17 protein-coding genes are annotated in these 25,638 nt (G+C 39.5%); 8 read left to right on the plus strand and 9 right to left on the minus strand.

Annotated features, from left to right (window positions below; all coding sequences use genetic code 11):
* Nucleotides 1–2 precede the first annotated feature (2 nt).
* Entirely contained in the window at nt 3–1,718 is a 1,716-nt protein-coding gene (locus CRI9333_RS10925; RefSeq protein WP_015203227.1) for a methyl-accepting chemotaxis protein, read from the minus strand.
* A gap of 390 nt (nt 1,719–2,108) precedes the next feature.
* On the opposite strand from CRI9333_RS10925, the gene CRI9333_RS10930 reads away from it, so the two are divergent.
* From CRI9333_RS10930 to CRI9333_RS10940, 4 genes are all read left to right on the plus strand, one after another.
* Nucleotides 2,109–3,143: an aromatic ring-hydroxylating oxygenase subunit alpha gene (locus CRI9333_RS10930; protein WP_015203229.1), complete on the plus strand. Its 1,035-nt coding sequence runs from the start codon at nt 2,109–2,111 to the stop codon at nt 3,141–3,143.
* A gap of 149 nt (nt 3,144–3,292) precedes the next feature.
* Entirely contained in the window at nt 3,293–3,490 is a 198-nt protein-coding gene (locus CRI9333_RS26725; protein ID WP_157462315.1) for a hypothetical protein, read from the plus strand.
* A gap of 70 nt (nt 3,491–3,560) precedes the next feature.
* Complete coding sequence (locus CRI9333_RS27365; RefSeq protein ID WP_198013712.1) at nt 3,561–4,202, plus strand: amidohydrolase family protein; 642 nt, start codon at nt 3,561–3,563, stop codon at nt 4,200–4,202.
* A gap of 276 nt (nt 4,203–4,478) precedes the next feature.
* Nucleotides 4,479–5,189: an amidohydrolase family protein gene (locus tag CRI9333_RS10940; RefSeq protein ID WP_051035375.1), complete on the plus strand. Its 711-nt coding sequence runs from the start codon at nt 4,479–4,481 to the stop codon at nt 5,187–5,189.
* Between the two features lie 187 nt (nt 5,190–5,376).
* Here CRI9333_RS10940 and CRI9333_RS10945 read toward each other — a convergent pair whose 3' ends face one another.
* Entirely contained in the window at nt 5,377–6,498 is a 1,122-nt protein-coding gene (locus tag CRI9333_RS10945; RefSeq protein ID WP_015203230.1) for an RNA polymerase sigma factor, RpoD/SigA family, read from the minus strand.
* A gap of 693 nt (nt 6,499–7,191) precedes the next feature.
* Here CRI9333_RS10945 and priA point away from each other — a divergent pair.
* The gene (gene priA, locus CRI9333_RS10950) at nt 7,192–9,849 is read left to right on the plus strand and encodes a primosomal protein N' (protein ID WP_015203231.1); all 2,658 of its coding nucleotides are present in this window, start codon (nt 7,192–7,194) and stop codon (nt 9,847–9,849) included.
* A gap of 74 nt (nt 9,850–9,923) precedes the next feature.
* On the opposite strand, the gene CRI9333_RS10955 is transcribed toward priA, so the two are convergent.
* Entirely contained in the window at nt 9,924–10,712 is a 789-nt protein-coding gene (locus CRI9333_RS10955; RefSeq protein WP_015203232.1) for an Rpn family recombination-promoting nuclease/putative transposase, read from the minus strand.
* 50 nt (nt 10,713–10,762) lie between these two features.
* A complete protein-coding gene (murG, locus tag CRI9333_RS10960) occupies nt 10,763–11,821 on the minus strand; it encodes an undecaprenyldiphospho-muramoylpentapeptide beta-N-acetylglucosaminyltransferase (RefSeq protein WP_015203233.1) in 1,059 nt (352 codons plus the stop codon).
* Between the two features lie 72 nt (nt 11,822–11,893).
* Here murG and CRI9333_RS10965 point away from each other — a divergent pair, with 72 nt between their 5' ends.
* Entirely contained in the window at nt 11,894–12,709 is an 816-nt protein-coding gene (locus CRI9333_RS10965) for a nuclear transport factor 2 family protein (RefSeq protein ID WP_015203234.1), read from the plus strand.
* Nucleotides 12,710–13,027: 318 nt separating this feature from the next.
* Here CRI9333_RS10965 and CRI9333_RS10970 read toward each other — a convergent pair whose 3' ends face one another.
* Together CRI9333_RS10970 and CRI9333_RS10975 are read right to left on the minus strand one after the other, a co-directional pair.
* Nucleotides 13,028–13,555: a hypothetical protein gene (locus tag CRI9333_RS10970; RefSeq protein WP_015203235.1), complete on the minus strand. Its 528-nt coding sequence runs from the start codon at nt 13,553–13,555 to the stop codon at nt 13,028–13,030.
* Between the two features lie 144 nt (nt 13,556–13,699).
* The gene (locus CRI9333_RS10975; protein ID WP_015203236.1) at nt 13,700–15,856 is read right to left on the minus strand and encodes a pentapeptide repeat-containing protein; all 2,157 of its coding nucleotides are present in this window, start codon (nt 15,854–15,856) and stop codon (nt 13,700–13,702) included.
* Nucleotides 15,857–16,212: 356 nt separating this feature from the next.
* Between CRI9333_RS10975 and CRI9333_RS10980 the strand changes: the two genes are divergently transcribed.
* Both CRI9333_RS10980 and CRI9333_RS10985 read left to right on the plus strand, forming a co-directional pair.
* The gene (locus CRI9333_RS10980; protein ID WP_015203237.1) at nt 16,213–16,638 is read left to right on the plus strand and encodes a hypothetical protein; all 426 of its coding nucleotides are present in this window, start codon (nt 16,213–16,215) and stop codon (nt 16,636–16,638) included.
* Nucleotides 16,639–16,845: 207 nt separating this feature from the next.
* A complete protein-coding gene (locus CRI9333_RS10985; protein WP_015203238.1) occupies nt 16,846–18,153 on the plus strand; it encodes a cation:proton antiporter in 1,308 nt (435 codons plus the stop codon).
* Between the two features lie 8 nt (nt 18,154–18,161).
* On the opposite strand, the gene CRI9333_RS10990 is transcribed toward CRI9333_RS10985, so the two are convergent.
* From CRI9333_RS10990 to CRI9333_RS11000, 3 genes are all read right to left on the minus strand, one after another.
* Nucleotides 18,162–18,977, minus strand: coding sequence for a peptidoglycan-binding protein (locus CRI9333_RS10990; RefSeq protein ID WP_015203239.1), 816 nt, complete (start codon nt 18,975–18,977; stop codon nt 18,162–18,164).
* Between the two features lie 572 nt (nt 18,978–19,549).
* A complete protein-coding gene (locus CRI9333_RS27755; RefSeq protein WP_015203240.1) occupies nt 19,550–23,887 on the minus strand; it encodes a CHASE2 domain-containing protein in 4,338 nt (1,445 codons plus the stop codon).
* Between the two features lie 315 nt (nt 23,888–24,202).
* Nucleotides 24,203–25,612: an ATP-binding protein gene (locus CRI9333_RS11000; protein WP_015203241.1), complete on the minus strand. Its 1,410-nt coding sequence runs from the start codon at nt 25,610–25,612 to the stop codon at nt 24,203–24,205.
* Nucleotides 25,613–25,638: the final 26 nt, after the last annotated feature.

The following is a 25,638-nucleotide window of genomic DNA, read 5'->3' on the forward strand; positions in this document are numbered from 1 at the left end:
CTTTAAACAACTGTTTGTAAATTTAATGCTGCTGTATTTAGTTGCTGAGTTTCAGCTTTAGTTTGATTCAACCCGCTAGCTGTTTCCATTGCAGCTTGATTGAGATTATTCATTGCCTCAACTACTTGTTGAATGGCGATCGCTTGTTGTTTAGCTGTCAAGGAAATTTGTTGACTTCTAACAACTACATCATTAATGGCAATTATTGAGTTTTCTTGATTGTTCAGGATGACATCATTAATTGCCTGATTCACCTGAACTGAAGCCTGTAGAATGACATCATTAATTGCCTGAGTAACATTAGTTGAAGCTTCCAGAACGACATCGTTAATTGCTTGAGAAACTTTATTAAAGGCTACTGCGGTTTCTTGAGTTAATTTAATTCCTTCCTCGGCATTTTTCTTACCTTCATCAGTAACCATTACTGTTACGTTAATGGCATTTTGAATGTCAGTGATCAGTGTATTGATTTTTTCTGCTGATCTTTTGCTTTGATCGGCTAGTTTGCGGATTTCGCTAGCAACGACACCAAAACCTTTGCCATTTTCTCCTGCACGCGCTGCCTCGACTGCGGCATTTAAAGATAGCATATTGGTTTGATTAGCAAGATCTGTAACTAAATTGGTAATGCTACCTATCTGAGTAGTTTGCTCACTGAGGCGCATGATATGTTCTGCGATCGCACCTACTTTTTCTTTTAAAGTAGACATACCATCCTGAGTTTTTCTTACAGATTCATTTCCTGACTCAGCTAAGGTTAATACCTGCCTTGCTCCCGTTGCCGATGATTCTGCTAAACTTAATACCTGTCTTGCACCTGATGCCGATGATTCTGCTAAACTCAGTGCTTGACGCGCCCCAGTTGTTGATGATTCTGCTAAATATAACAGTTTACGCGCTGTTTCTACCGATGCTTCTGCTTGATCTGCTGCTTGACGTGATGAAGCACCCAACTCATCCATTGTAGTAGTAGTTTGAGTTACAGCAGTAGCTTGGTGAGCAGCACTACGCTCTTGTTGATCTACAGCAGCAGCAATTTCTGTCGAAGCCCTAGCAATATTATTAGAAACTTGATTTATAGGTCTGACAACTTTGCGGTCAATAAATAATAAAGTAAATACACCTAATGCTATTGCAGCGCTTGTTCCACCTAAAGAAATTAAACTTGATATTTGTTCAGCCTGTTTTGCTTCTTCTTGGCGTTTAATTAACAGGTCGTCTTCTATTTCAAGCATATTATCAAGCTTATTTCTAAGCTCATCCATCACTTGCTTACCTCTACCTGAAAGCACTAAAGATCTTAACTCTTTTTCTTTATTAGCTTTTTTTAAAGCAATAGTTGCAGCTAATTCCGACATTTTTTGTTGAGATAAATCTTCAATGCGAATCAACCTTTCAATTTGCTTGGGGTTATCCTTAATTAGCTCTTTTAATTCGCGAAAGTGTTGCCCATTAACCTTTTGAGAATTTTTATATGGTTCTAAAAAATCTTCCCTGCCAGTAAAAATAAATCCGCGTTGCCCTGTTTCTGCATCCACTAAGTCTTTTTCTAAACCTTTAAGTTTAGCTTTAACTTCATAAGTATGAGTAACCCAATTGACTGCTGCTACTAAACGGTTAGTACTAACTTTAGAACTAATGCCAATTCCTACCATCAGAGCAATGATAGTACCAAATCCAATTTTGGTTATTTTACCGAGCTTAATATTACTTTGCATTTTTTGGTTTGGATTAATATGCTATTGGTAGCAGACTAATAGCTGACTTACTATTTATTCTAGTTAACTGAATACTTAAATTGCATACGCAAATTCACGGATCTTTGTAATAGGTATTGTTGCGTTGATGTAATTTACCTTGCTATAAAAAGATTATTTAACCAACCATGATACATGAGGAAAAAGTTACAAAACTTAGCATAATAAATTTCAACTAGATTTATCATTTTTTGAGTAGTAATTACAATTTTTAAAAGCTCTAAGAGTAATTGCATTTTTAATGTTAAGAATTTTTAACATTAGAAAAACGCAAGTTTTCTATTCAACTAAAATATTTCATATCAGGATTTGTTAATCATTCTTAATCAACATCTAACAATCTAAAATTTTATGGATGAAGTTTTAGTGAATCATCAGAGGAGAATATTCAATAATTGGGATATTGTTGCCAAAGGGTGGTATATAGCTTGCCCTAGTCGCGACCTTCTTAAAGCCAAAGCAAAATCAGTAGAAATTTGTGGACAGAGAATAGTTGTATATCGTGGCGAAGATGGCAAGGTAAGAGCATTAGATGCTTATTGTCCCCACATGGGAACTGATTTAGGCATCGGTAAAGTTGATGGCAATATGATTAGATGTTTTTTTCATCATTGGGCATTTGATGAACAGGGTCAATGTCTTGATATACCTTGTCAAACAGCTATTCCTAAACAAGCTCAGACTCAATCTTATGCTACCGCAGAAAAATATGATTTTATTTGGGTTTACCCAGAAGCAAATGCTCCCAACCCTGTAGCAGAATTTGACGAACTCAAAGGTAAGCAAATTGTCACAATTCACGACAAACCCCTAGAACGCAGTTGCCATCATCATATTTGTATGATGAATGGCATTGATGCTCAACACTTGCGAACAGTTCACAATATAGACATCAATATGGATTTGTTCTTAAATCACAATCAATTAGGTAATATTATTGATTTTACCCTGAAGGGAGAACTACCTAAAACTACATTTAAAGAGCGCATTGGTAGGAAAATACTAGGTGCTAATTATGAATACTCAATGAGATATGCAGACGGTTGTATAGGGCTGTTAACAATTATGAAAAATGTGCGAATTCTGCCTTCCTTGCACATGATTTTTGCCTATACACCTGTAGTTGAAGGTAAAACGCGCATTCAACCGATTTATGTAGCAGAAAAGAGAAAAGGTATTTTCGGTTGGTTATTAACTAGGCTATTTTTGCTCTTAACTAAGATGGCATACTATATGTTAAGAGATGAAGATGGGCAAATTTACGATAATATTCGCTTTCACCCAAACTTACTTTTAAGTATTGATGCACCGATTAGTAAATATATGAATTATGCCAATCAACTTGAGCCATCAAAATGGTCAAAGAAAGTGAGGAGTGAGAAGTAAAAACTGAGATATTTTAATTATGAAGAAGCAGAGTCTCCAATCCTTGTTATCCGGTTAAACACGGGAACAAATTCATCATATATTTCCTCTCTCCCTGCAAGCGGGGAAGGGTAGGGGAGATGGAGTTTTACGTTTAGCTTAATAAACCAATGAGCAAAACTCATGCGATCGCACTTAAGCCGAATATAGGTAAGCTTGTGCAAGTTAGACCTAGAAATGTGAAAAGAGGCAAAACAATGACTTATAAGCCAGTAAAAGGAGTCGCCATTGCAACGCTTTATTCTACTTCTTTTACTCCTAGTTATAACGTGTATAACATCGGCTCAAGTTGGTCTGGCAAAAACTAACGACAAGCTAGCACTTATCCATATAAATGTTGTCGATGTTGAGAGCGGGGGTTTGTTACGAGATCGGACGGTGCTAATTGCAGATAACCGCATTGTGCAGATAGCAGCTACAACACGGACATCAGTGCCAACCAAAACTCGTGTTGTAGATGCTACGGGTAAGTATTTAATTCCAGGACTCTGGGATATGCACGCTCATTCATATACCGAAAAGGAGACGCGCGAAATCTTTTTCCCTCTTTTCGTCGCGAATGGTATTACTGGTATCCGTGATATGTGTGGTGGCTGCTTTGCTGTAGAAGACGAGGACGTAGACGGTGCAGTTACAAGTGTAAATAAGTGGAGAAAACAAATTGCAGCAGGTAAACTTGTAGCTCCTCGGATTGGTGCGTTTGGGTATATTGTATATGGCCCAGTTGAGCCGACGAAATCACGACTCTTGCGAATGGAAACACCAGCAGATGCACGTGAGTTGGTTAACTGGTTCCAGAAGGCAGGTGTGGGCTTTATCAAGACCTACAACAAAATTCCCCGCAACTCCTACTTCGCTTTGGCTGATGAAGCAAACAGGATAGGGATTCCCTTTGCTGGTCATGTGCCTTGGGCAATTAGTGCTAAAGAGGCATCGGATGCAGGGCAACGGAGTTTGACACTCTCCCGTCAAGCTTGCGCTGTGACTGGAGATTCTTGCTTCATTGAGAAATGCTTTTGATGCAAGCACCAAGTAGTCCTACTTCCTCTCCACAAGCTTGAAATCCCGTATGCCCTACGGTATTTGGATATTTTGCCTTCACTACTTGTCCTAGTTTTGTTGCTTGGTTTTCACAACTAAAGGAGGTTCATAAGACTGATATTACTTTACCACAAAATCCTGTCCGCGATTCATCTCGCCACCAACCCAGTACAGTGTGGTGGGAGTCCTAGAGACGGTTGAAGGATAGAACACGTCAGAGGAATTCTCGATGCTTGCTCAACTGACGAAGAGAAGTTGAGGGAGGAACTGATCCATCCTCCTGTCGCCGTCCGCACTTCAGATACTGAGAAAAACCTTCGGCGATCGCACCGCTTGCGCCGTTTATTAGATACCTATAGCGTTCAGAAATGCCAAGCTCTGTTTCAGCGTTTTGTGAGTAACAATACTTGGAAAGTTCCAACACTGGTTGTTCGCCGTGTAGATGCCTCTCTCAGCGACAATGTATTTGTCCATGACGATCGATTTCGCTATATGTCGAAGGACATTAGACAAGATTGGGACAAAGAAGCAGCCGGACAGCTTGCAGGGGCAACGCCAGAAATGATCGCTAATGAGATAGGCTGGTATCGTAAGTCACTCGAACTGGTAGGAAAGATGAACCAGGCTGGGGTGCCAATTATGGCAGGTTCTGATGCTGGAGATATGTATATTGTTCCAGGCTTTCACCTGCACGACGAGTTAGAACTTTTAGTACAGGCGGGGCTGACACCACTACAAGCGTTACAAGCCGCCACCCTGAATCCAGCTAAATACTTAAATGTAACAGCCCAACTTGGCACCATCGCCCCAGGTAAACTCGCAGACTTGGTAGTACTGCAAGCTAACCCACTGGAAGATATTCGCAACACTAAGAAGATCCAAGCCGTAGTGCTGAATGGGAAATACTTTGACCGCGCTGCGTTAAATAGCTTACTTACAAAGATAGAAACGTTAACCAATAAATAGGTATCCATCTTGTTTGTGAGTTAGGCGATCGCAAAGTTTCTCAAGCTGACGATTTCCTTTAGCTTTTGGTGTATGTAATACATCAGATCACAATTACAAGTAAAGGATTTAAACATTTTCTCTTGTAGAGACGTTCTATACAACGTCTCTACATTTTTGAAGAACTATTATTCTAATTATGCTGATATTAAGTTAACCAACCTTTTAAGCGTCTTGCTACTTGAGGACGGCGCAATTTCCGCATAGCTTTACTTTGGATTTGACGCACTCGTTCGCGAGAGAGGTTAAACAAACTACCTACTTCTTCTAAAGTGTAAGGTTCGTTACTAGCCAAACCATAACGCAAACATATTACATCTCTTTCTCTTTCATTTAATACTTCATCCAGTACTTCCCAAATATCTTGACGCATCATCGAGTCGTTCATTTGCTGTTCGGGAGATTGGTTTTCACTATCTTCTAATAGCTCTACCAATTCTGTTTCTTCTCCCTTACCAACGCGATGATTTAAAGAAAGCGATCGCCTTCTTAACTGCAAAAGCTGGCGTAAATGTTCTGGTGGTATCTCTAAAGCTTCCGCTAGTTCTACTTCTGTAGGATTTCTGTGTAATTCTTGCTTAAGATTGCGTTGAGCTTTTTTAAGTTTATTTAGCTTCTCAACAATATGAATCGGTAAGCGAATAGTCCGCGAATCATTAGCAATAGTGCGTGTAATTGCTTGACGAATCCACCAATATGCGTATGTAGAAAATTTATAACCTTTATCTGGATCAAACTTTTCAGCAGCGCGGTTTAATCCCAACGCGCCTTCTTGAATTAAATCCAGAAAAGCTACGCCTCGATTTAAATAACGTTTAGCAATAGAAACAACTAAGCGCAAGTTTGAGCGAATCATCTTGCGTTTAGCAACGCGGCTTTGATATAAACGATGATCGAGTTGTTTCTCATTCATCCCCAGCGATTCAGCTATTTCTGCTTTACTAGGTTTGTGGTTCAGTTGAGCTTCTAGGCGTTCCTCAATTTCCTCTATTTGTAATATAAATTGTACTTGATTGGCTAAATCAACTTCTTCTTCAGCTTTTAAAAGAGGGTAACGTGCCATTTCTTTGAAGAAAGCACCTACTGTATCTTCAGAAAGATTTTTTTGATATTTAGCTCCACCATTATTTAGTTCATCGGATCTATCTGAAAATTCGATTTCAACCAGTTCTAATTCTGCTAGTTCTAGATCAGGAACATCGGCAATTAAAACATCTTCGCTTGCGGCGGATAGCAAAGAATCAGTTTGATCTAATTCAGTAATATTCATAACTTTTTTGTAACTATGGGTTTGCTAAATTGACAATGTACTAAATTTGGAAAAATTTGGTTTTAATGCTATAAATTATGCTTTATGAATGTTTTTTTACTAATACCTCCAAAATAATACCCATTTTTTAAGTTTGGCGAACCAGACACAAGTATTCAAATTGCTCAACAAACACGCTAAATTTATTAGTTTGTTAAGCTAACTAATAAGTAGGGACAAAACAAAAAAAGCAATAGGTTAATCTAAATTTTTTATTGCTTTAAGTTTTGCTTGGGATAAAAATAACCGAAAAACCAGTAATACATTTTTCAAAACATTCCTTATTTAGGGTTTTACAAAAATTTTGGTGTTGCACTTAACCACAACAAAGACTAGCGCCGATATAAGCCAAGTAATGATCATGGCTAATTAGCACTGAGACATTAAGCTTTTTAAAATTTTATTGGTTACGACATCAGGATCTCATATACTTATATGCTTATCTATCTATCAATAGAGATAAAATCAAGTTTCTTAATCGCTAAATAAAGTCGCTAATATGGTTGAGGGATCACAAGAGAAACTTACTCCAATTGGTTGATGGCGATTCAGGAAGTAAGCTAATTTCCAACTAGCTTTGCTATAAGTCGCGAACGTTGTCAGATTTATTGATTTTGATATAAAGATTGGTTGGCTCTTCGATAGGTGAGTTATATGTCAAATTATAATTTTGGTTTATCTGCTACTGTGGCTGAACCTGGGTCATTTTATGATTTAGGTTCTACTCAAGATCGGTTAGTAGAAGTATTAGTAGATTGTCCAGGGGTGCAGGGATTATATACTTATCGCATTCCGCCTGATATGCAGGTAGAGCCTGGAGATATTTTAAATGTGCCATTTGGATCGCAACAGGTAGGAGCGATCGCAATTCGTGAAATTAACCAACTACCCGCAGATCTCAATCTCTCTCAAATTAGGGATGTCGAAGAAGTAGTTTGCAGTGGGTTTTTTCCAACTAATTATTGGACGCTATTAGAGCGAGTAGCCGAATATTACTACACGCAACTAATTCAGGTAGTAAAGGTAGCATTACCACCTGGATTACTCGCGCGATCGCAGCGTCGGATTCGTCTTAAGCCAGATAATATAGAAAACCCCTCCCCCAGCCCCTCCCCGCTTGCAGGGAGGGGAGCAAGAGAGATAGAAAACCCCAACCCCCAGAAAGGAAGCCGTGCATCTGGCGTTGAAGCGTTCCTGAGCCACGCAGCTTCATCAATTCTGCAACTGCTGCAAGCAGGAAAAACTGGAGACTATACTTGGAAATATCTTCAGCAGCAACTGTCAAAAAAACACCGTATTACTCCTACACCAGCAAGACGTGGGTTACAAGAATTAATAAGACGAGGTTTAGTAGAAAGCTATCTAGAAGAACAAAGACCTCCTCAACCACAATTGAAACAAGCAGTTTCACTGACGGGTTATAGACATTCACCCGATCTCACTAGCCGACAAAGAGAACTATTAAAATTTCTGGGTCAGCATGACGGTGACTTGTGGGTAGATGACTTTGTAGAAATTTATAATACCACCAGAGAAACAATTCAAAGATTAGAAGAAAAAGGCTGTGTTGTAATTGAGGAACGAGAGATATTAAGATTAGAATCTTCTCCTGTAGTGGAAAGCGATCGCTCTAAGTCTTTAACAGAGTCTCAGACGCAAGCATTAGCAACTATTACGAACTTATCTAACTTTGCACAAGTACTACTGCATGGGGTAACAGGTTCAGGGAAAACTGAAGTTTATTTGCAAGCGATCGCACCCTTATTAGAACAAGGAAAATCAGCCTTAGTATTAGTCCCAGAAATCGGTTTAACACCCCAACTAACCGACCGTTTTCGCGCCCGTTTTGGCAATAAAGTTTGCGTTTATCACAGCGCCCTTTCCGACGGTGAACGCTACGATACATGGCGACAAATGCTCACAGGTGAACCACAAGTATTAATTGGTACTCGTTCCGCAGTATTTGCGCCCTTACCAAAACTAGGTTTAATCATCCTAGATGAAGAACACGACTCAAGTTTTAAACAAGACCAACCAGTTCCCACCTATCACGCCCGTAATGTTGCAACTTGGAGAGCAGAATTAGAAAATTGTCCCTTAGTACTAGGTTCCGCCACACCCTCTTTAGATACTTGGGTAACTATTAACCAAGGAAGCAGGGAAAATAATTTTTCTAACCCCTCTCCCCTCTCCCCTCCCCCCTCCCCCTCTCACTACCTCTCCTTACCAGAACGCATCCAGTCCCGCCCTCTACCCCCCGTAGAAGTCGTAGATATGCGTCAAGAATTGCGGGAAGGAAACCGTTCAATATTTAGTCGTTCCCTCAAAGAAGCATTACAACAACTACAGGAACGTGAACAACAAGGAATTTTATTTATCCATCGGCGGGGACACAGCACATTTGTATCTTGTCGCACTTGTGGATATGTAATTGAATGCCCTAACTGTGATGTTTCCTTAGCCTATCACCACACCCAAGAAAGAGCGCCAGAACTACTACGCTGTCACTACTGTAACTTTGTCAGCGCCCATCCCTCAAACTGCCCAGAATGTAGTTCCCCTTACCTAAAATTTTTTGGTAGTGGTACTCAAAGAGTTGTCCAAGAATTAGAAAAAGAATTTCCCCAATTGCGCCCTCTCCGCTTTGATAGCGATACCACACGCACAAAAGGAGCGCACAGAACCCTATTAACCCGCTTTGTGAATCGAGAATTTGATTTATTAGTTGGTACTCAAATGCTAACTAAAGGGTTAGATATACCCCAAGTAACTTTAGTAGGTATTGTTGCAGCAGATGGGTTGTTACATTTTCCTGACTATCGCGCTTCCGAAAGAGCATTTCAAACCTTAATCCAAGTTGCTGGTCGTTCTGGTCGAGGCGATGACCCAGGAAGAGTAATTTTGCAAACTTATACGCCCGAACACCCAGTTATTCAAGCAGCGCGAACCCATGATTATCAATCTTTTACTGAAGCAGAATTACAACAACGCGCCACCCTCAATTATCCTCCTTACGGACGTTTAATTTTATTTAAACTTAGTAGCCTTGAGGAAACAGCAGTTCAAGAAACTGCGGAATTATTAGCAAATGAATTGGAGAAAAATGAGCCAAACGATTCTACATCTAGTTATGAAATATTAGGACCAGCGCCAGCTAATATTATGCGAGTAGCTAATCGTTATCGTTGGCAAATTTTGTTGAAGTTACCTTTAGACTCTACCGTAACATTACCTGATTTTAATTACTTGAGAGAACTTTGCCCATCATCAGTAAGTTTAACAATTGATGTAGATCCATTAAATATGATGTAAGCAGTAGCTCATATTATCAAAAAACTACCCCTCACCTTTTACAGGGAAGGGGTAGTTTTTTGATGATTTACTGACTATTGCCTAGCTTTTCTAACAGTTTCAGCATCCAATTCTAATAATTCCGCTATTTCCTGAATACTAAAGCCTTTTTGCAGTAGCTTAGGAACCAATTGTATTTTGGCTTCTTGCTCGCCTTTTTGTCTTCCCTCTTGTTCTGCTTCTTGGAAAACTCTTGTTCCTCTAATAATATCTAGATTGAGCATAGCTTCTATCTCCTTTGGGCTTAAATTGGGGAATTTGTAGACAATTATTGTTTCGATAAACTGTAAAACTTTTTCTTGGACAATGGGATCTGTTAGTTGTTCTCTAGCTTGGGTAATAAGTTGTTGAGCAACTTTCCCTGCTTGAGAAGAGTTTTCTACTACTAATTTAACTATTCCTACACCTAAAGATTGTGATGCTTTGTCTCCGAGTTCGTCGAGGTAAATGCGGCGCAGGTGGGGTTCTACTAAATTACGATAACGGGGGTGTAAACTGCCTTCCTGGTTGCGGTGGGCATAAATAACTATCACGTACCAGTCGGGATTAGGTGGTTGATATTGGCTGAAATAAAGGAAAATGCTGGTAAATAGTCTGTCGTAAAATTCTTCATCTTTGTAGAATTGAACTTCGACAAAATAAAGGGGTTGCTCCTGAAATTCCGCCAGTGGGGAGAATACACCGTCTAATCTAAAGGTGCGCTGTTTAATTTCTGGTGCTAGGAATTGGTATGTGTTGGGATTGGTATTTGAACAACCTATCAGTTCAAAAAAAATGTGGGGAAATTCTTTAAATATTTCGTAAAAAATTATGTCTGTTTTCATTATAACTGACGCATAGGCTCTAATAAGAGATTGGGTTACAACCCAACCTCCTAATTTACTAACTTTCGCACTAACTCTGCTAAAATTTCTGCACTGTCGGGAATAGCTAAAGCACCAGCACGCGATCGCATTTCTTTTAACTCCAAAGGAGATTTTAAGAAATGTAAAACTTTGCTTTCTAGCAACTGAGGCGTTAATTCTGATTGCCTAAAAACTATACCCGCCCCTGCGTCTGCTAAAACTGCTGCATTAAAGAGTTGGTGATCTTCAGCAGCATAAGGATAGGGAATCAAAATGGCAGGTGTTTGAGTTACTGTCAATTCAGTTAATGTTGCCGCGCCAGCACGACTAATTGCTAAATTTGCCCGTTGAAATAGCCCAGCCATATTTTTGTAAAAGGGCAGGGTAATATATTGTGGGTGTTGTAAACTTTGAGCATCTGGATCATTTTCTCCTGTGAGATGGACAATCCAAGCACCTGCATCAAACCAAGATTGAGCCGATTGTCGCACTAATTGATTAATCGCAACTGCACCCTGAGAACCTCCAACCACAACTATTAAGGGTACGTTTTCAGGAATGGGGAGATCTAAAGTTTGGGGCGTGCGAAACTGAGAACGTACAGGAGTACCAGTAACAACTGTGGAAACGCGGGGGAGATAATTTTCTGCGGCGGCAAATCCTACGGCTACGTTAGTACACCAAGGACTTAACCAACGGGTAACTTTACCAGGGAGGGCGTTAGCTTCGTGAAGAATTACAGGGAGAGAGAGCGATCGCGCTGCTAAAATTGCAGGTGCTGCAATATAACCACCAGTTGTAACTAATCCCTGAAAATTATTTTCTTTTAATAATTGTCTAACTTGGCGGATCGAATTTGCCAAGCGTAACAAAATTCCCAGTGTCCCTAAGCCAAAACGCTGCTGAAATCCTTCCAAGTTAATAGTATGGAGAGGATACTGATCGGGTACTAGCTGAGTTTCGAGTCTGTTGGGTACACCTAACCACTCAATTTTATAATCTGGTAGTTGCTCTGCTAGAGCGATCGCCGGAAATAAATGTCCCCCAGTACCACTGGCGGCAATCAGCAAACGACTCGGTTTAGACACAAATTTGCTTCTCCTACAAGCTATCTACGACTCTCGGTTAAAATCTAGAATCAACTATCCAAACTATCACTTATGGGAACCTCTGTAACTAAACAGCAAGTTTTATACGCAATTAAACAGCGTAAATCCAATGTTTTATTGTTTTTATTAACACTGTTGTTAACAACGCTTTCAGGTAATGGGGTTTGGGCAGAAACTCCTGCAACCGCCCCGACACAACTCAAAAACCTGTTGACGCAAGTTGAAACCGCCGCCAACCGTCACGAAGTTAAAACTGTAATGGGATTTTATAGCCCAAATTTTACTAACTCTGATGGCTTAAATCGTACTGCTGTAGAAAAAGGTTTAACTCAACTGTGGCAACGTTATCCGCAACTCAACTACCGTACAGAATTGCAATCTTGGCAGCCACAGGGGAATGGTTTTGTTGCCGAAACCTTAACTTATATTACTGGGAACCAGCAGCGTGACGGCAGGAATATGAAATTTGATGGCACAATGCGATCGCGCCAGCATTTCAGTAATGGCAAAATAGTTCGACAAGAAATCTTATCAGAACGCACCCAACTATCAACTGGGAAAAAACCTCCGACTGTGGACGTAAATTTGCCAGAGAAAGTACGCCCTGGTCAACAGTATAACTTTGAAGCGATCGTCAAAGAACCAATCGGAGATGATGTGCTACTCGGCGCTGCTGTAGAAGAGCAGGTGCGTACAACTGCCTATACTCAGCCCAAGTCTTATGAGCTAGAACCACTAGCTGCGGGTGGAATTTTTAAGGTAGGAAAAGCACCCCGTAAACTAGGGAATTATTGGGTTTCAGCAGTGTTAATTCGGGCGGATGGCGTAACGATTGTGACCCGACGCTTACAAGTAGCTAACAATTAACAATTATCAATTAGCAGTCAATACCGTTCACTTAATAAAAAGTTGGCTCTCTTGTAAGGGTTATGGTTGTAAGCTGTTGTGTTTCTAAATTTTATATTTTAGGGAGGGAGGAGAGAGGGTTATTGTGTTTGATAACTTTTCTCAAGAGTTATAAAGATGCGCGTTAGCTTATGTCTGTTTTGGTAATTGCTCCTTGTTAAGTATGTGGGCAAAATTAAACGTTAAAGATCGCTTAGGTCTTCATTGGCGACGGATGTTTGCCTCAAAAGTGAAAACGACTATACGTTGATTTATGCCCACGTTCTTAATTGTTAATTGTTAAAACCTTACACCAACTCCGCCTTGAACTGAAATTGCTGTTCCACCCCCATTACGGTAAGCATCAAAAGCAAAAATCGCATTCCCAAAAACCACGGTATTGCTATTAGGCACAGAGTAATCTACCCCTGGTTGTAGAGCAAAGCTGGCTTTATCTCCGACAGGCGTAGCGCTATCGCCAACTGGAAGCACAAGACCTGCGCCCAAATACGCATCTGTTTGCCAATTAACCGGATAATCATAGGAAACTGTTGGCACAATGGCTGAACTTGAGCCACTAATTAAGGCTTGTGTTCTCAGCGAAAAAGGAAGTTCCTGCAACTTATAACGTCCAGCAATTACCCCCCCAAGCTGGCGACCTTCTCCATTAGAATTCCCATTCAACCCCAAACTAACACCCGCACCTACATAACTACCATAGGCAGCCTGAGCAGATGCTAATTGGGGATTGAAAGCAATACTTATTAAAACTATCTGAGCTAGGGTAATACTTTTCACTTTTGAAAACAAATTTTGAAGACACTGCATTGTATTTACTCCTCAACACCAATTATTTAACAACCAAGTAGGTCAACCTAACTAAATATAGAATGTAATTTTTTAACCTCCTCTGCCCCTCTGACTCCCCTGCCCCCCTGCTTGCCACCATTAAGTGGAGCTACCAGTTGCCAATCAGGGGCATTGAGGATGAACTCCTCCTTGGCTACAAATTATAGTAATTTGTTGACTATCTAAATTGTTAGCTTGGGAAAAGTCAACTCCTTGGAGGCGGGCGGCTGAATCAACGGTTGGTAGACGTTGATTAAAGTTCTCAGAATCAGAAAATTCTGAAGCCGCAAAGATAGCGCCCTGGAAATTTGCGCCCACAATGTTTGTACCACGTAAATCAGATGAGCTTAAATCGGTATTCTGCAAGTTAGCATTTTGTAATTGGGCATTTGTGAGATTAATTCCCGCTAATTTAGCAGAACTTAAGTTAGCGTTTCGGAGGTTAGCTTGCATTAGGTTAGCATCAGCCAAATTAGCTGCGCTTAAGTTAGCATCCTCTAAAACGGCTTGATCTAAATTTGCACCAATTAACTTAGAATTGCTCAGGTTTGCTCCTTTTAACTGAGCGTAAGACAAGTTAGAATTATTCAGAGTTGCTCGGATAAAGCTAGTACGATTCATGGATACATGGGTGAGGTCAGCACCTGTAAGATTTGCTTCTTTTAAGTCTGCTCCACTCAAATCTGCGATCGCATCATCGAATGTTCCAAAACGTTTGTCTTGACCAAAATTGTAGAATTTACTATTGCGTAAGCTGGCATTTGTCAGGTTTGCACCTTTAAAGTTAATTCCCGACAAATCAGCTTTATCTAAAATTAGGTTGAAAGGTGCAAAACCAGTGCTAGATGAACTCAGGTCAATCCGGCTCAGATCGGAATTATGAACTTGATCATTGTAGAGGGTGATAATTTTAGCGATCGCACTCTGAGTTGCCCTCAGCCGCACAGCAATCAATCGTTGCTCTTCGGAGTTGTTTTGATTTCGCGTCTTTAAATCATTAGTCAGGGATTGATTGAGCCGTTGCAAGTCTGGCAAAGCTTCATTACCATTACTCACCAGTGATTGCCCAATTGTATCAATCAGTTCCTCTGTTTTTTCCTGAGATAACAAATCTACTAAAAAGTCAAGAGAACGCGGGTCTTTAAGAGTTGCTAATGCTACAATTGCCGCGCGTCGTTCGGCGGTAGCATTAACATCAGTAGTAGTTAATTGCTTGACTAAGGTTAGAAATACTTGGTTATTTTGCTCACTAGATACTCGCCGACTCACCTGATTTTGGATATAAACTTGAAGACCAATAAAAGTTCCTAACACCAAAACTGTACCTGTACCAGTTGCAATCAGGAGCGTCATACCAGGGTGTTGTCGCATCCAATCCCAAAGTCGCCACTCTGAAAAGCGAAAGGGTGAGCTAAAAACAATTGTAGTTACTCTTTGATAAAGTTTGGGTTTGTTAGTTGCACTTGGATTAGGCTTTGTCCAATTGCTAGATCCTTCTACTTTAAAAGGCTTTTCCTGCCGTAAAGGTTGGACTTTTTGGCTACGTTCTCTATAAGGTAAACCATACTGATTAGCATTGAGAACGAAGGTTCCAGCTAAACGATCGTGGATAGCGCGGCGGTCGGGATTGAAAAATAATGTCGCATTTTGTCCTAAAACTGTTAACCCACCTAACCCTAGTAAAATTGCTAGATCGGGAAATGAGCCTGTCAACCGCCAAATGAAGTACGCAACTTCTAGGGGTAGAAAAGTGAAACTTAATATTTCACGGATCAATATTTTTACTAAACCTGGAGGTGCGCCAGTTTTTCTGACTACTACTACCCCAAACCAACGTTTGGGAAGTGTTTGACCTGTTTTCCCTAATAAATATAATTGCCAGCTTACAACTACTAGCGGTGCTAATAATGCGCCACACCAAAAAAGATTTGTCAGTGGTGGAACTTGAGGTATACCCTGCCGCCGCCAAGGTAGAGCTAATGTTTTGGCGATCGCTTTTTCGGTTGTTATTACTAAGGGATTGAGCGGAACTAGCCCTGTAGTTGAATGATTTTTCGCATATACCCCAATTCCGTAGGGAATTAAGGCACTCATAGCAACCAGTGATATTTCCAGCAAACACGCCGCGCAACGTCGAGTGACTAGGGGTAATCGGTTAAGCTGCACCGAAAAAGACCGATTAGGTAGATGTGAACCAGGTTTCTTGACACTCTCCCGCTCTCGCTTACGCGATGCACTGGAGATTCTTGCTTCACAGAGAAATGCTTTTGATGCAAGCACCAAGTAGTCCTACTTCCTCTCCACAAGCTTGAAATCCCGTATGCCCTACGGTATTTGGATATTTTGCCTTCACTACTTGTCCCAATTATGTTGGTTGGTTTTCACAACTAAAGGAGGTTCATAAGACTGATATTACTTTACCACAAAATTCTGTCCGCGATTCATCTCACCACCAACCCAGTACAGTGTGGTGGGAGTCCTAGAGACGGTTGAAGGATAGGTAGAGACGCTATTTAAGCATTGCACGAAGTCATTAGCTACGACAAAACCTGCACGGTCTGTCGGCGTTGTAATGATTTTACCCAAAGGAAGTTTCTAGAATACAATACCTTTAGTTCCGACTACTCAAACCTCAAATGACTCCTACTCTTTTGGGTCGTTGGCAAACTCGATTACTACTACTTGCTACTGTAGGTAGCTTAGTAAGTTTGCCTTTCTATCTAGGAATTATTGCCCCTAGTAGTTCAGTCTATTTTTTAGTACTAATTTATATAGCTTTATTTGGGATCGGTTGGGACGTTCTTTATCATTACTTCCAGACATTTCGCTGGGATTCTGATTGGCCTGGGGTTTTTCAATTGTTGGCGGGTATTTGGGAAGCGGTGTTTGTGGTGTTGCTGGTAAAGATTTTTGGTTTACCAGGCATTCCACCTGAAGATTTACCTTTAAAGTGGTTTGTTGTCCACTACAGCTTAGTCTGGTTGGCTGTTTATATTGCTTCTCAAACTATTATGCGGATTTTATTCCCGCGATCGCGCTTTAAGGGTGGGCAGTGGTTGTAGGGGAAGAGAGGGGGGAGGAGGGAGGGGAGAGGAGGGAGCATCACTTGTAGGGGCGGGTTGCACAACCAGCTATGCGGACACACCATTGATATATATAAACTTGCCTCGATCTAAAATTAAAATTATTAATTCCTAGCTAATTTTAGGAAAAGTTATTGCTGGAAGTGTGGATTAATATTACCGCTACTAAATACTCAATTTAAAATAATGCTATTTATCACTACAACACCAATTAGTAATAGTGGAATTGTTACTTTACCTCTAACCGATCCAGTTTATATTTTTTGTGTGGTGCTGTTGATTATTGCGATCGCACCCTTTCTATCCCAACTCCTCAAATTACCTCAATTAGTCGTTCTGATAATTCTAGGGACAATTTTAGGCAATAACGTTCTCGGTATTATATCACGAGATGCCCAATTAATATTATTAGAAAAAATTGGCTTGCTGTACATTATGTTGTTAGCAGGCTTGCAGATGGATTTAAAGAATTTTAAACGACTAGGAGTGCGATCGCTCTTTTTCGGCTGCCTAACTTTTGGCATTCCCCTAATTGTAGGTATCTTATCTGGTTATTGGTTAACAGGCGTAATATTATCCAGTTTACTTTTAGGTATTCTTTACTCGCCTCACACCCTAGTTTCTTATCCCATTATGACCAGGTTGGGAATTGTCCAGCAAGAAGCCGTAGGCGTAGCAGTTGGTGGCACAATTGTTACTTCTATTTTTACCCTAGTAGGCTTATCAATTGTCCAAGCATTTGCAGGTGGAAATGTGGGAATCTGGCTATGGATTAAATTATTAATTTTCCTGCCAATATTAGCCTTTTTATGTTTTTGGGGAATCCCTAAAATCGGTAAAAATATTATTACTCAAAATCCTATTTTACCCCCCCTCTCCGTTAACGGAGAGGGGGCAGGGGGGAGAGGTTCTCTTCAACCTATGCAACCCCCATCTGATAGCTTAAACAAGCAATATATTTTTGTATTAACCTGCTTATTTATTACAGCCAGTGCGACCTTATTATTAGGTATTGACTCCATAGTAGGCGCATTTATTGCTGGACTAGCCTTAAATTCTTTAATTCCCCTCACTAGCCCCTTAATGAAACAAATTGAATTTGTAGGAAATAGCTTATTTATTCCAGCATTTATGATTTCTGTAGGTGTGTTATCTAATCCCCGTGTTTTATTTACTCATCCTGAAAATTTAGGCATTGCCTTAGTGATAATTATTGGTGCAGTTGGGGCGAAGTTTTTAGCAGCATTGATAGCAGGGCAATTATATAAGTATTCTTTTGCTGAAATCATGGTAATGTTTAGCCTCACCATGTCTCGCGCAGCATTAGTATTAGTCGTTGCTTTGTTTGGTAAGAATGCCGGGATATTGAATGAGGGGATTTTTAATGGAATTATTGTATATATTATTGCTACCTGTTTAGCCAGTCCTTTAATAGCTGATGTTTTTGGTAGACAGGTAGCAGAAAAGCAACAATTACTTCAGCAAGCATTGTAAATCTACGTTTACTCCAAGCCTAAAGCCTTGCGAGTACCACTACCAACGATTCCATCAGCAACCATATTCTTAGCTGTCTGAAATTCTTTAACAGCTAAATCAGTTCCGGTTCCAAACACTTTGTCAGCTTTGTCGATGTCGATTCCCGCTTTCCTGAGTGCAAGCTGAAGCTCTCCGACATCATTACCGATTTGTAACGGTTCGGTAAGTTTTAATACTCTCGGTATCCCTACTCCAGGAAATCCTTCTGCTGGCGCGTAGAGCAATCGGCTAGATGTTGCTGGCCCATAATCCCCATCATCTGCCAGTTTATCATTGGGGCGAGACATACTCCACAATTGCTGGAAAGCCTGTACTGAAATTTCTTTAATTGACTGTATATTGTTATCCACGCAATCATAGTGCATTCGATCCCAATCACCAAGTTTGCGCCATCCGTTAGATTCTAGTGCTGAACGCCAGCCGTAGGGGTCTTCTATATCGATCGCACTAGCATTATTATGATTGCTATTTCCTGGGGGTGATGCAGCAGTAATTCCACATCGCCCAGTTTTGTATTGTAAGAACAGTAGCATTTGCGCTGCGATCGTTCTGTAGGCTGAGTTGATGATCATCTGCTGACCTCTAGCCGCGATCGCTCTTTCCAAACATTTCTTAGCCGCCGCTTGCATCCAAGGGTGGACTGCTTGCCCTAATTCCACATTCAAGCTATCAATTCGTACTAACAAGTTAGGACGAATTTTATTCATTTGGGCAATTAGTTGATTGTCTAGCCCACGTACAGAATAGGTAGAGCAGTCTGTTACGTCTTTAAGTAAAGTCATATTGTGTTGATTTTTCCCTGAATTATATTTAATATACTTGTTATTTAATTTTCATGGCAGTTTTTAATAAAGTATTTATAATTATTGATTTTTTAAATAATAAATTTTACTATTTAACCCTGAAAAATTCTGCTAAAATATCTTGCAAATTTTCCCAACTTGACATACTATATAAATAATGGAAAAAGTGCATCCATATATGCCTTACTCAGCAATAAAATTATGGGCAACAACAATTACTAACTAGCTGCACATTAAAAAAGATAAAACCAAAAACTCCCCCTCCCTAATTTTGAGACTGGGGGTAATAAACTTAACTGGCTTGACTTACTTATCTAGTTTTAGTGCTGCTTGAATTTATTTGGCAAGAATGCCGGGATATTGAATGAGGGAATTTTTAATGGATTTATTGTATATATTATTGTGACTTGTTTAGCCAGTCCTTTAATCGCTGATGTCTTTGGTAGACGGGTAGCAGAAAAGCAACAATTACTTCAGCAACAAGCAAGTTAAAAAATTTTTAAATCTACCATATTAGCAAATATCATTTTAAGGATTACAACTGGTTATTTTCAATCCTTCATTATGATTGTTGAGCGATGCTCATTCATGATCTTCAGCCATTGCTGTGCAATATTTTTAAAAGATTTATTTCGGTTATCAGATAAATCTTTTATGAGCAATATTGCGGAATCCAATAATTCAAGTTGCTGCTTGGTCTCGTAAGTAGTTATAAAGGCTTGAATTTTTTGACTGGCAACCAAAAAAGTAAGCAATGTTTGACCAAGGAATGGATTTTCTAGCAATGACAAGCTTTCTAATAAAGGTGATAAATCAGCAATATCATTTATATTCTGAGAGTTAGTGAGAATAGCAACAACTATATTAACTGACTCTTTATTTATCAATAATGTTTTATTAGCATTAACCCAATACTTTATTGCTAAATAACCAGTATCAGGATTTTGTCTATAAAATTTTAAAATTAACAGTAAACTATGATATATTTCATAAATTTTTTTTTGTCCCAAAAAAGAAATAACAACAGTAATTAGGGCTATAGGGCTTGCTAGTAATGGAGGAATTAAAGATACCCACCAACCATTTAAAAATAATAAATAGCAGCTAAAAAGAAAAGCACATTCTGTTAAAATAATGATAACAATTAATTTTGTTATAGAACGCGAATAATAAAAATTCAATCCCAAATAAGCTATAAAATAAGACCAACTAAAAATCCAAAAAAATTCTAATGCGTCAGACAAAACTTTAATTAAAGGTCTACCGTCCAGCGTGGCGCTGATGATCTGACTGGTAAAGTTAGCGTGTATTTGTACACCAAAAAATGGCTCGGCTGCATCAAAAAACTTGCTACTATAAGGAGTATAAAAAAGATCGCCAAAACTGCTAGCTTGTAAGCCGATAATTACAATGCGATCGCGCAGCTTATTTGCAGGTACTTTATTTGCTAACACATCTGCCATTGACACACTAAGCAACTTATCTGGAGAACGAAAGTTGCCTAATATTTGATAGCCACCATCATCAGCGCCTACATAGCCACCATCGTTTGTTGCAAAGGGTGAAAATACAGTTTTGCCTAATTGTAGGTAATTCGGATTACTAACTGCTAATTGAGATTCAACTCCTTGCGCTTTTAAATAAGCCTCAGCTAAAGTGATGGCAAAACTTGGGATGGGATTGTCATCTTGATCATAAACATACAACAAGTTACGACGTATTTTGCCATCAGTATCTAGCGGAAAATTATTAAATCCAATCTGATCTTTCCTAAGAAATGGGGGCGGGGCAACACCTGAACTTTTTTTATCCTTAATTCTTTGAATACCTATTAAGTTAGGAATGCTTTTAGCCGTATTGACTAATTCTTGATGACCAGGTTCTTGAACTAAATTGCGATACATATCTAAACCAATAACACGAGGCTTGAATGTATCAATTTTTTTGAGCAATCTAGCCACTTCTTGATCAGTTATTGGCCATTTTTTTATGTCTGATTCAGTAACCTTAACAATAACAACCCGCTCATCAACTGGCTCTGGCGGACGTAGTAGCATTAGCTGATCTAACATCGCCAATTCCGATGCCTGTAATAGTCCAGCCATGCGTAAAATAATGATGCAGCCAGCAGCGCCTAAACCTGCTTTAATTAATACTTTCCAAGATTTCCAAAATTTGATTAGAGTTATAGGTTGTTTTTGTACTTCTTTTTCAGCTTGGGCTAAGATCTTTTCAGCATATTCAACTCTTAATTTTTCTTGAGTGCGCTTATGCTTTTCTCTTTCTTGCTGGAGTTCCATCATCAACTCTCTTAACTTCGGTTCCTGTTGCTGGCGAATAAATGCTGCTAAATAATCATGTACCAACTGATAACGGTCTGCCGGATTTTCTGGTAACAACACCACTAAACCCGAAGCGACAAAAATCTTTAATGCCAAATCTAATTTATGTACTTCTGTAGCAAAATCTGCGGCTAACGCTTGTAAATCTCGTTCCAACTCATCACGAGTTCTTAACGGACGAGTGCCTTTTTCATCAGTCAATAAATATAAAATTAATTCCGCCGCCTTCTGATTTTCCGCACCACAGTCAGCAACTACTTCTGCTAAATAACGCTTAACTAATTCTTCCTTCGCATTTTCCCCTAAAGTTTGGTACTGCCCTAAAGTAGTAATATTCTCTGTTTGCAGTTGCGCCCCGACTACCTGCAATTCAATTGGGCGGACAGAATTTAACTCTCCAGCTAAATCTTCAACTATCTTACTAATTAAATCTGACTCCAAGATAAAATTAGCTCTTGCTGTCAACCTCTGAATAATTGCTGCGGTATCATCAACCGAAAAATTCCCTAACTGATAAAGTACATTTTTGCTGAGAATATCATTACCAATAATCTTCATACTGGGCATACTATTACACTCCAGCAAATAATGAATGTAATCTTCCCGCAAGGACAAAACTACCTTCACAGGTAAGATATTCAAACACTCCCCTACAAACTCAAAAAATCTCCGCCTGGGCTTTACTTCGGGATAAACAAAGAAAAATTCTTCAAATTGATCGAAAATTATAACGGGGCGTAAATTATATTGTCCAGCTACTCGCAACTGTTCTAAAATAGCTTGCGGAGAATCTAAAGCATTAGTTAAATTAACTTGTTTGTCTGCCAATGCCATTTTCAGTAATTTTCCTAACTCCTCAACCCAGTTAGTGTAATAGCGCATCAACACAGGTAAAAAATCTTGCGTCCCACTAGCTTTATGCTTGAGTGTGGGCATCAATCCACCACTTACTAAAGAACTTTTACCTACTCCTGATTGTCCATGAATCACAATAAACTTATAATCAGGGCGACCGATTCTTTCAATCAATCTTTCTACATCTAAACTACGTCCCGATGCGGTAATCTCAGAAGCAACATTTTCATAGTTTGCTGTTACATTTAAGGATGCACTATCCAACATCCTAAATAACTTGGCTTGACGCTGCGGTTTAATCCAACCTGCACCCACAAACGCCCGCAAACCATACTGCTGCTCAAGTGAGCGTTGATCTTGCTTAAATTCAAAAGCTTTGAGATAATCCCCCTGCTGATAGTAAAGCTTTTGCAAATTACTGAGTATATCCAGGTAAAATTGCGGGTCATACTCAGGATTAGCATTTTTTAATGCTGCTTCTAATTGGGTAATTGCTGCTTGTGGTTGCTGGAAATTTTGCTGCGCCTTCCCTAAAATAAACCAATATAAACTTTGAGATTGTTTTAGTAATTTTTGATGTTCACTATTGACACTTGACTTAACATCTGGTAAAATAGCTATTGCTTGTTGGACTAAATTCTGAGCCTTTTTCCATTCCCCTTGCGCTAAAGCAATTTCTGCTAAAAATCCATAATCCTGAGATAATTCAAATTGTTGATTCTGGGATTGATGAATCGGTAAAACCCGATCAACTAAACTTGCTAACTTCTCCCAATCTTGTAAATCACTGAGAATTTTCCCTAACCCACTAATCGAGTTAGCAATCAAATCCCATCGGTTAGCTTCTTCCCAAACCTGAATACATTTTTGCAAATAATCTTGAGTTGCTTGCCAATCAGAATGATTTTTATCTTTATGGCGAAACGCTTTACTATAATAACAATAAGTTATTTCACAATATATATAGCCTTGACAGAGTAAATCATTAAGTTCCTGCCACAGAGTTATAGCTTGCTGATAATGTTGAATTGCCGGATCAGTTTGGTTGAGTGCTTGGTTAACAAAACCTAATAAAGATTCTAAGCTACCCGTAACTTCTAAATCTATATTTGCTGATTCAATCTGTAAATCTGTTTGGGCTGCCATCAATTCTGCTTGTAGCTCTAAACAATCTTTTTCCGATAAAATCAACTGATGATTAAAAAGTTGTTTAGCTTTGCCACGAAGAATATTAATTAATTGCTCTTGAGAAAGAGTAAAAGCTACGGTTGTCCCCCAACTTTCAAAATCCGGTGCTAGACGCGCCAGTTTTTTGAATACGGCATCATTGATCCATAAAACTACGGGAAAATTAAAATACTTGCGAAATTCTTCCCGCACTTGATTAGTAGCAGCCAATATTTGATCTAAGTCGCGCACACTTTCTAATCCAAAGACCATCAAAGCGGCTGGCTGTTCATCTCCTAATTGGGATTTAATACTGGCAAAAAGAGTGCTTTCTGATGCTTGTAAATCTAAAAATTTAATATTAACTTCACAATTTTGTTGTAAAAGATTGGTAAGTTGTAATTTTAATTCCAGATAATTGCAACGCACCAAAATAAGTTTAAATTCTCCCTGAGAAGCGGAAATTTCCCAGGCGAGTTCTTCTAAGGAATTTTGATTATTAGTGCTGATTTCAAATTCGGTCATATAGAGGGGAGGGGGGAGGAGAGAGGAGGGAATATACTGCTAGTACTTACGGAGAGATCCCCCTAAATCCCCCTTATTAAGGGGGACTTTGATCGGATTCTCCCCCCTTAATAAGGGGGGCTGGGGGGGATCTAGGTTTTGAGGAGAGAGGAGGGAATAGACTGCTAGTAGTTACGGAGAGATCCCCCTAAATCCCCCTTATTAAGGGGGACTTTGATGGGATTCTCCCCCCTTAATAAGGAGGGCTGGGGGGGATCTAGGTTTCAAGTTTGCGTAAGTCGTGACTTTTCTCTTTATTCCCAGTGCAACAGCTTATTACTGTAACTCCTTAGCATCTGCCAAAATAGGATTAACATCAAACCAAGACTCGCCATTATAACGGTATTCAAAAACTAACCGACTGCGGATTAAGGTTTGATAAGCTTGATCGCCACTAACTTTTTTGCGTTGCTTAACTTCTCGCAACAATTCCCACTCATCCGCAGAAATAGGTAAAGTCATTTCGTTGCGACGGTTGCGAATTAAGTCTTCTAAAGTTTGACGGGTGAGGGGAGTTTGTCGTTGTTTTTTAATCCAGTCATTCAACAAGCGCAACAAGTCGCGGGGGTGTCCGCCACTCATATAACACAAGCGATCTAAGGTTTCAGGACTCTCAAAAAGGTTCGGTATTTCTTGCAGGCGATCGCATTCTTCCAAATCAGGAAACGCTCTTGCTAATACCATCTGTCGCAATAATGCCATACCTTCAGCACATTCGCCACCATCTGCTAAATATATCGGAACCATCGGTAACACTTTGGGATCTTCTGGAAACCGTTGCGTCAAATTACCATAATCATTAGAAAACTTCAGCGACAACGGCATAGTATAAACTAAATGACAACGCAACTTAGTTAAATACTCGCTTTGATCCACAAATAAATATTCTTGCTGCGGACGACCCCACGACTTTTGGCGGTTATCAATCCTATCTAAGTTATCGACAATTACAACTAACCCATGTTTACCCTGCTGTTTCAGTTTGGCGATCGCAGGTTCGATTAATTCCTGATTAATCGCTTCTAACAACTTAGTCTTTTGTGGACCCAAATACTGATTTAATCGCTCACGCAGAGTAGAATCACTCTTAGCTTTAGCGGTAATCTTGCCAATACCCAAAGCTAAAGCAACACCCTGATCGTTACTAGCAGTTAATTTACCAACTCCAGGTAAACCCGCTTCTACAGAATACTTACCAGTTGTATTAGCCGAAATCTTACCAACACCAGGAACACTCGCTTCAGCCCCAAGTTCTATTTCAGTTTGCAACAATTTAGCAGCGCCCTGTAACAAATCTTTAAAATTTTTGGGTTCATCAAGCTTAATTGTGTCTAAACTTTGACTAATACGACGCGCGATCGCTAATAACACATCCCCAATATCTACATCCGCCATCTCCAAGTCTTCACTAGATTCAAAATACACTACATGAAAACCTTCCCCTTCCAGATCAGATTTTAGCCGTAGTAACTCTGTAGATTTACCACAACCAATATGTCCCGTGAATAACACACAAGTAGGGTCATCAGGTGAAAAAAAACTAATATTATCCTTAATTTCCTCAATAATTTTGCCCCCCCGCACCGAGGAAAAATCAATATAATATTTCTGATCCTCTGGATTATCTGCTACTAATGTTTTACTAGGATTAGTAGCCTGAAAAAACTTTTTAATATCTAAGGTCATCGTAATCAATATGGTTAATGCACACT

It is taken from the genome of Crinalium epipsammum PCC 9333 (assembly GCF_000317495.1).
Lineage (GTDB): Bacteria > Cyanobacteriota > Cyanobacteriia > Cyanobacteriales > PCC-9333 > Crinalium > Crinalium epipsammum.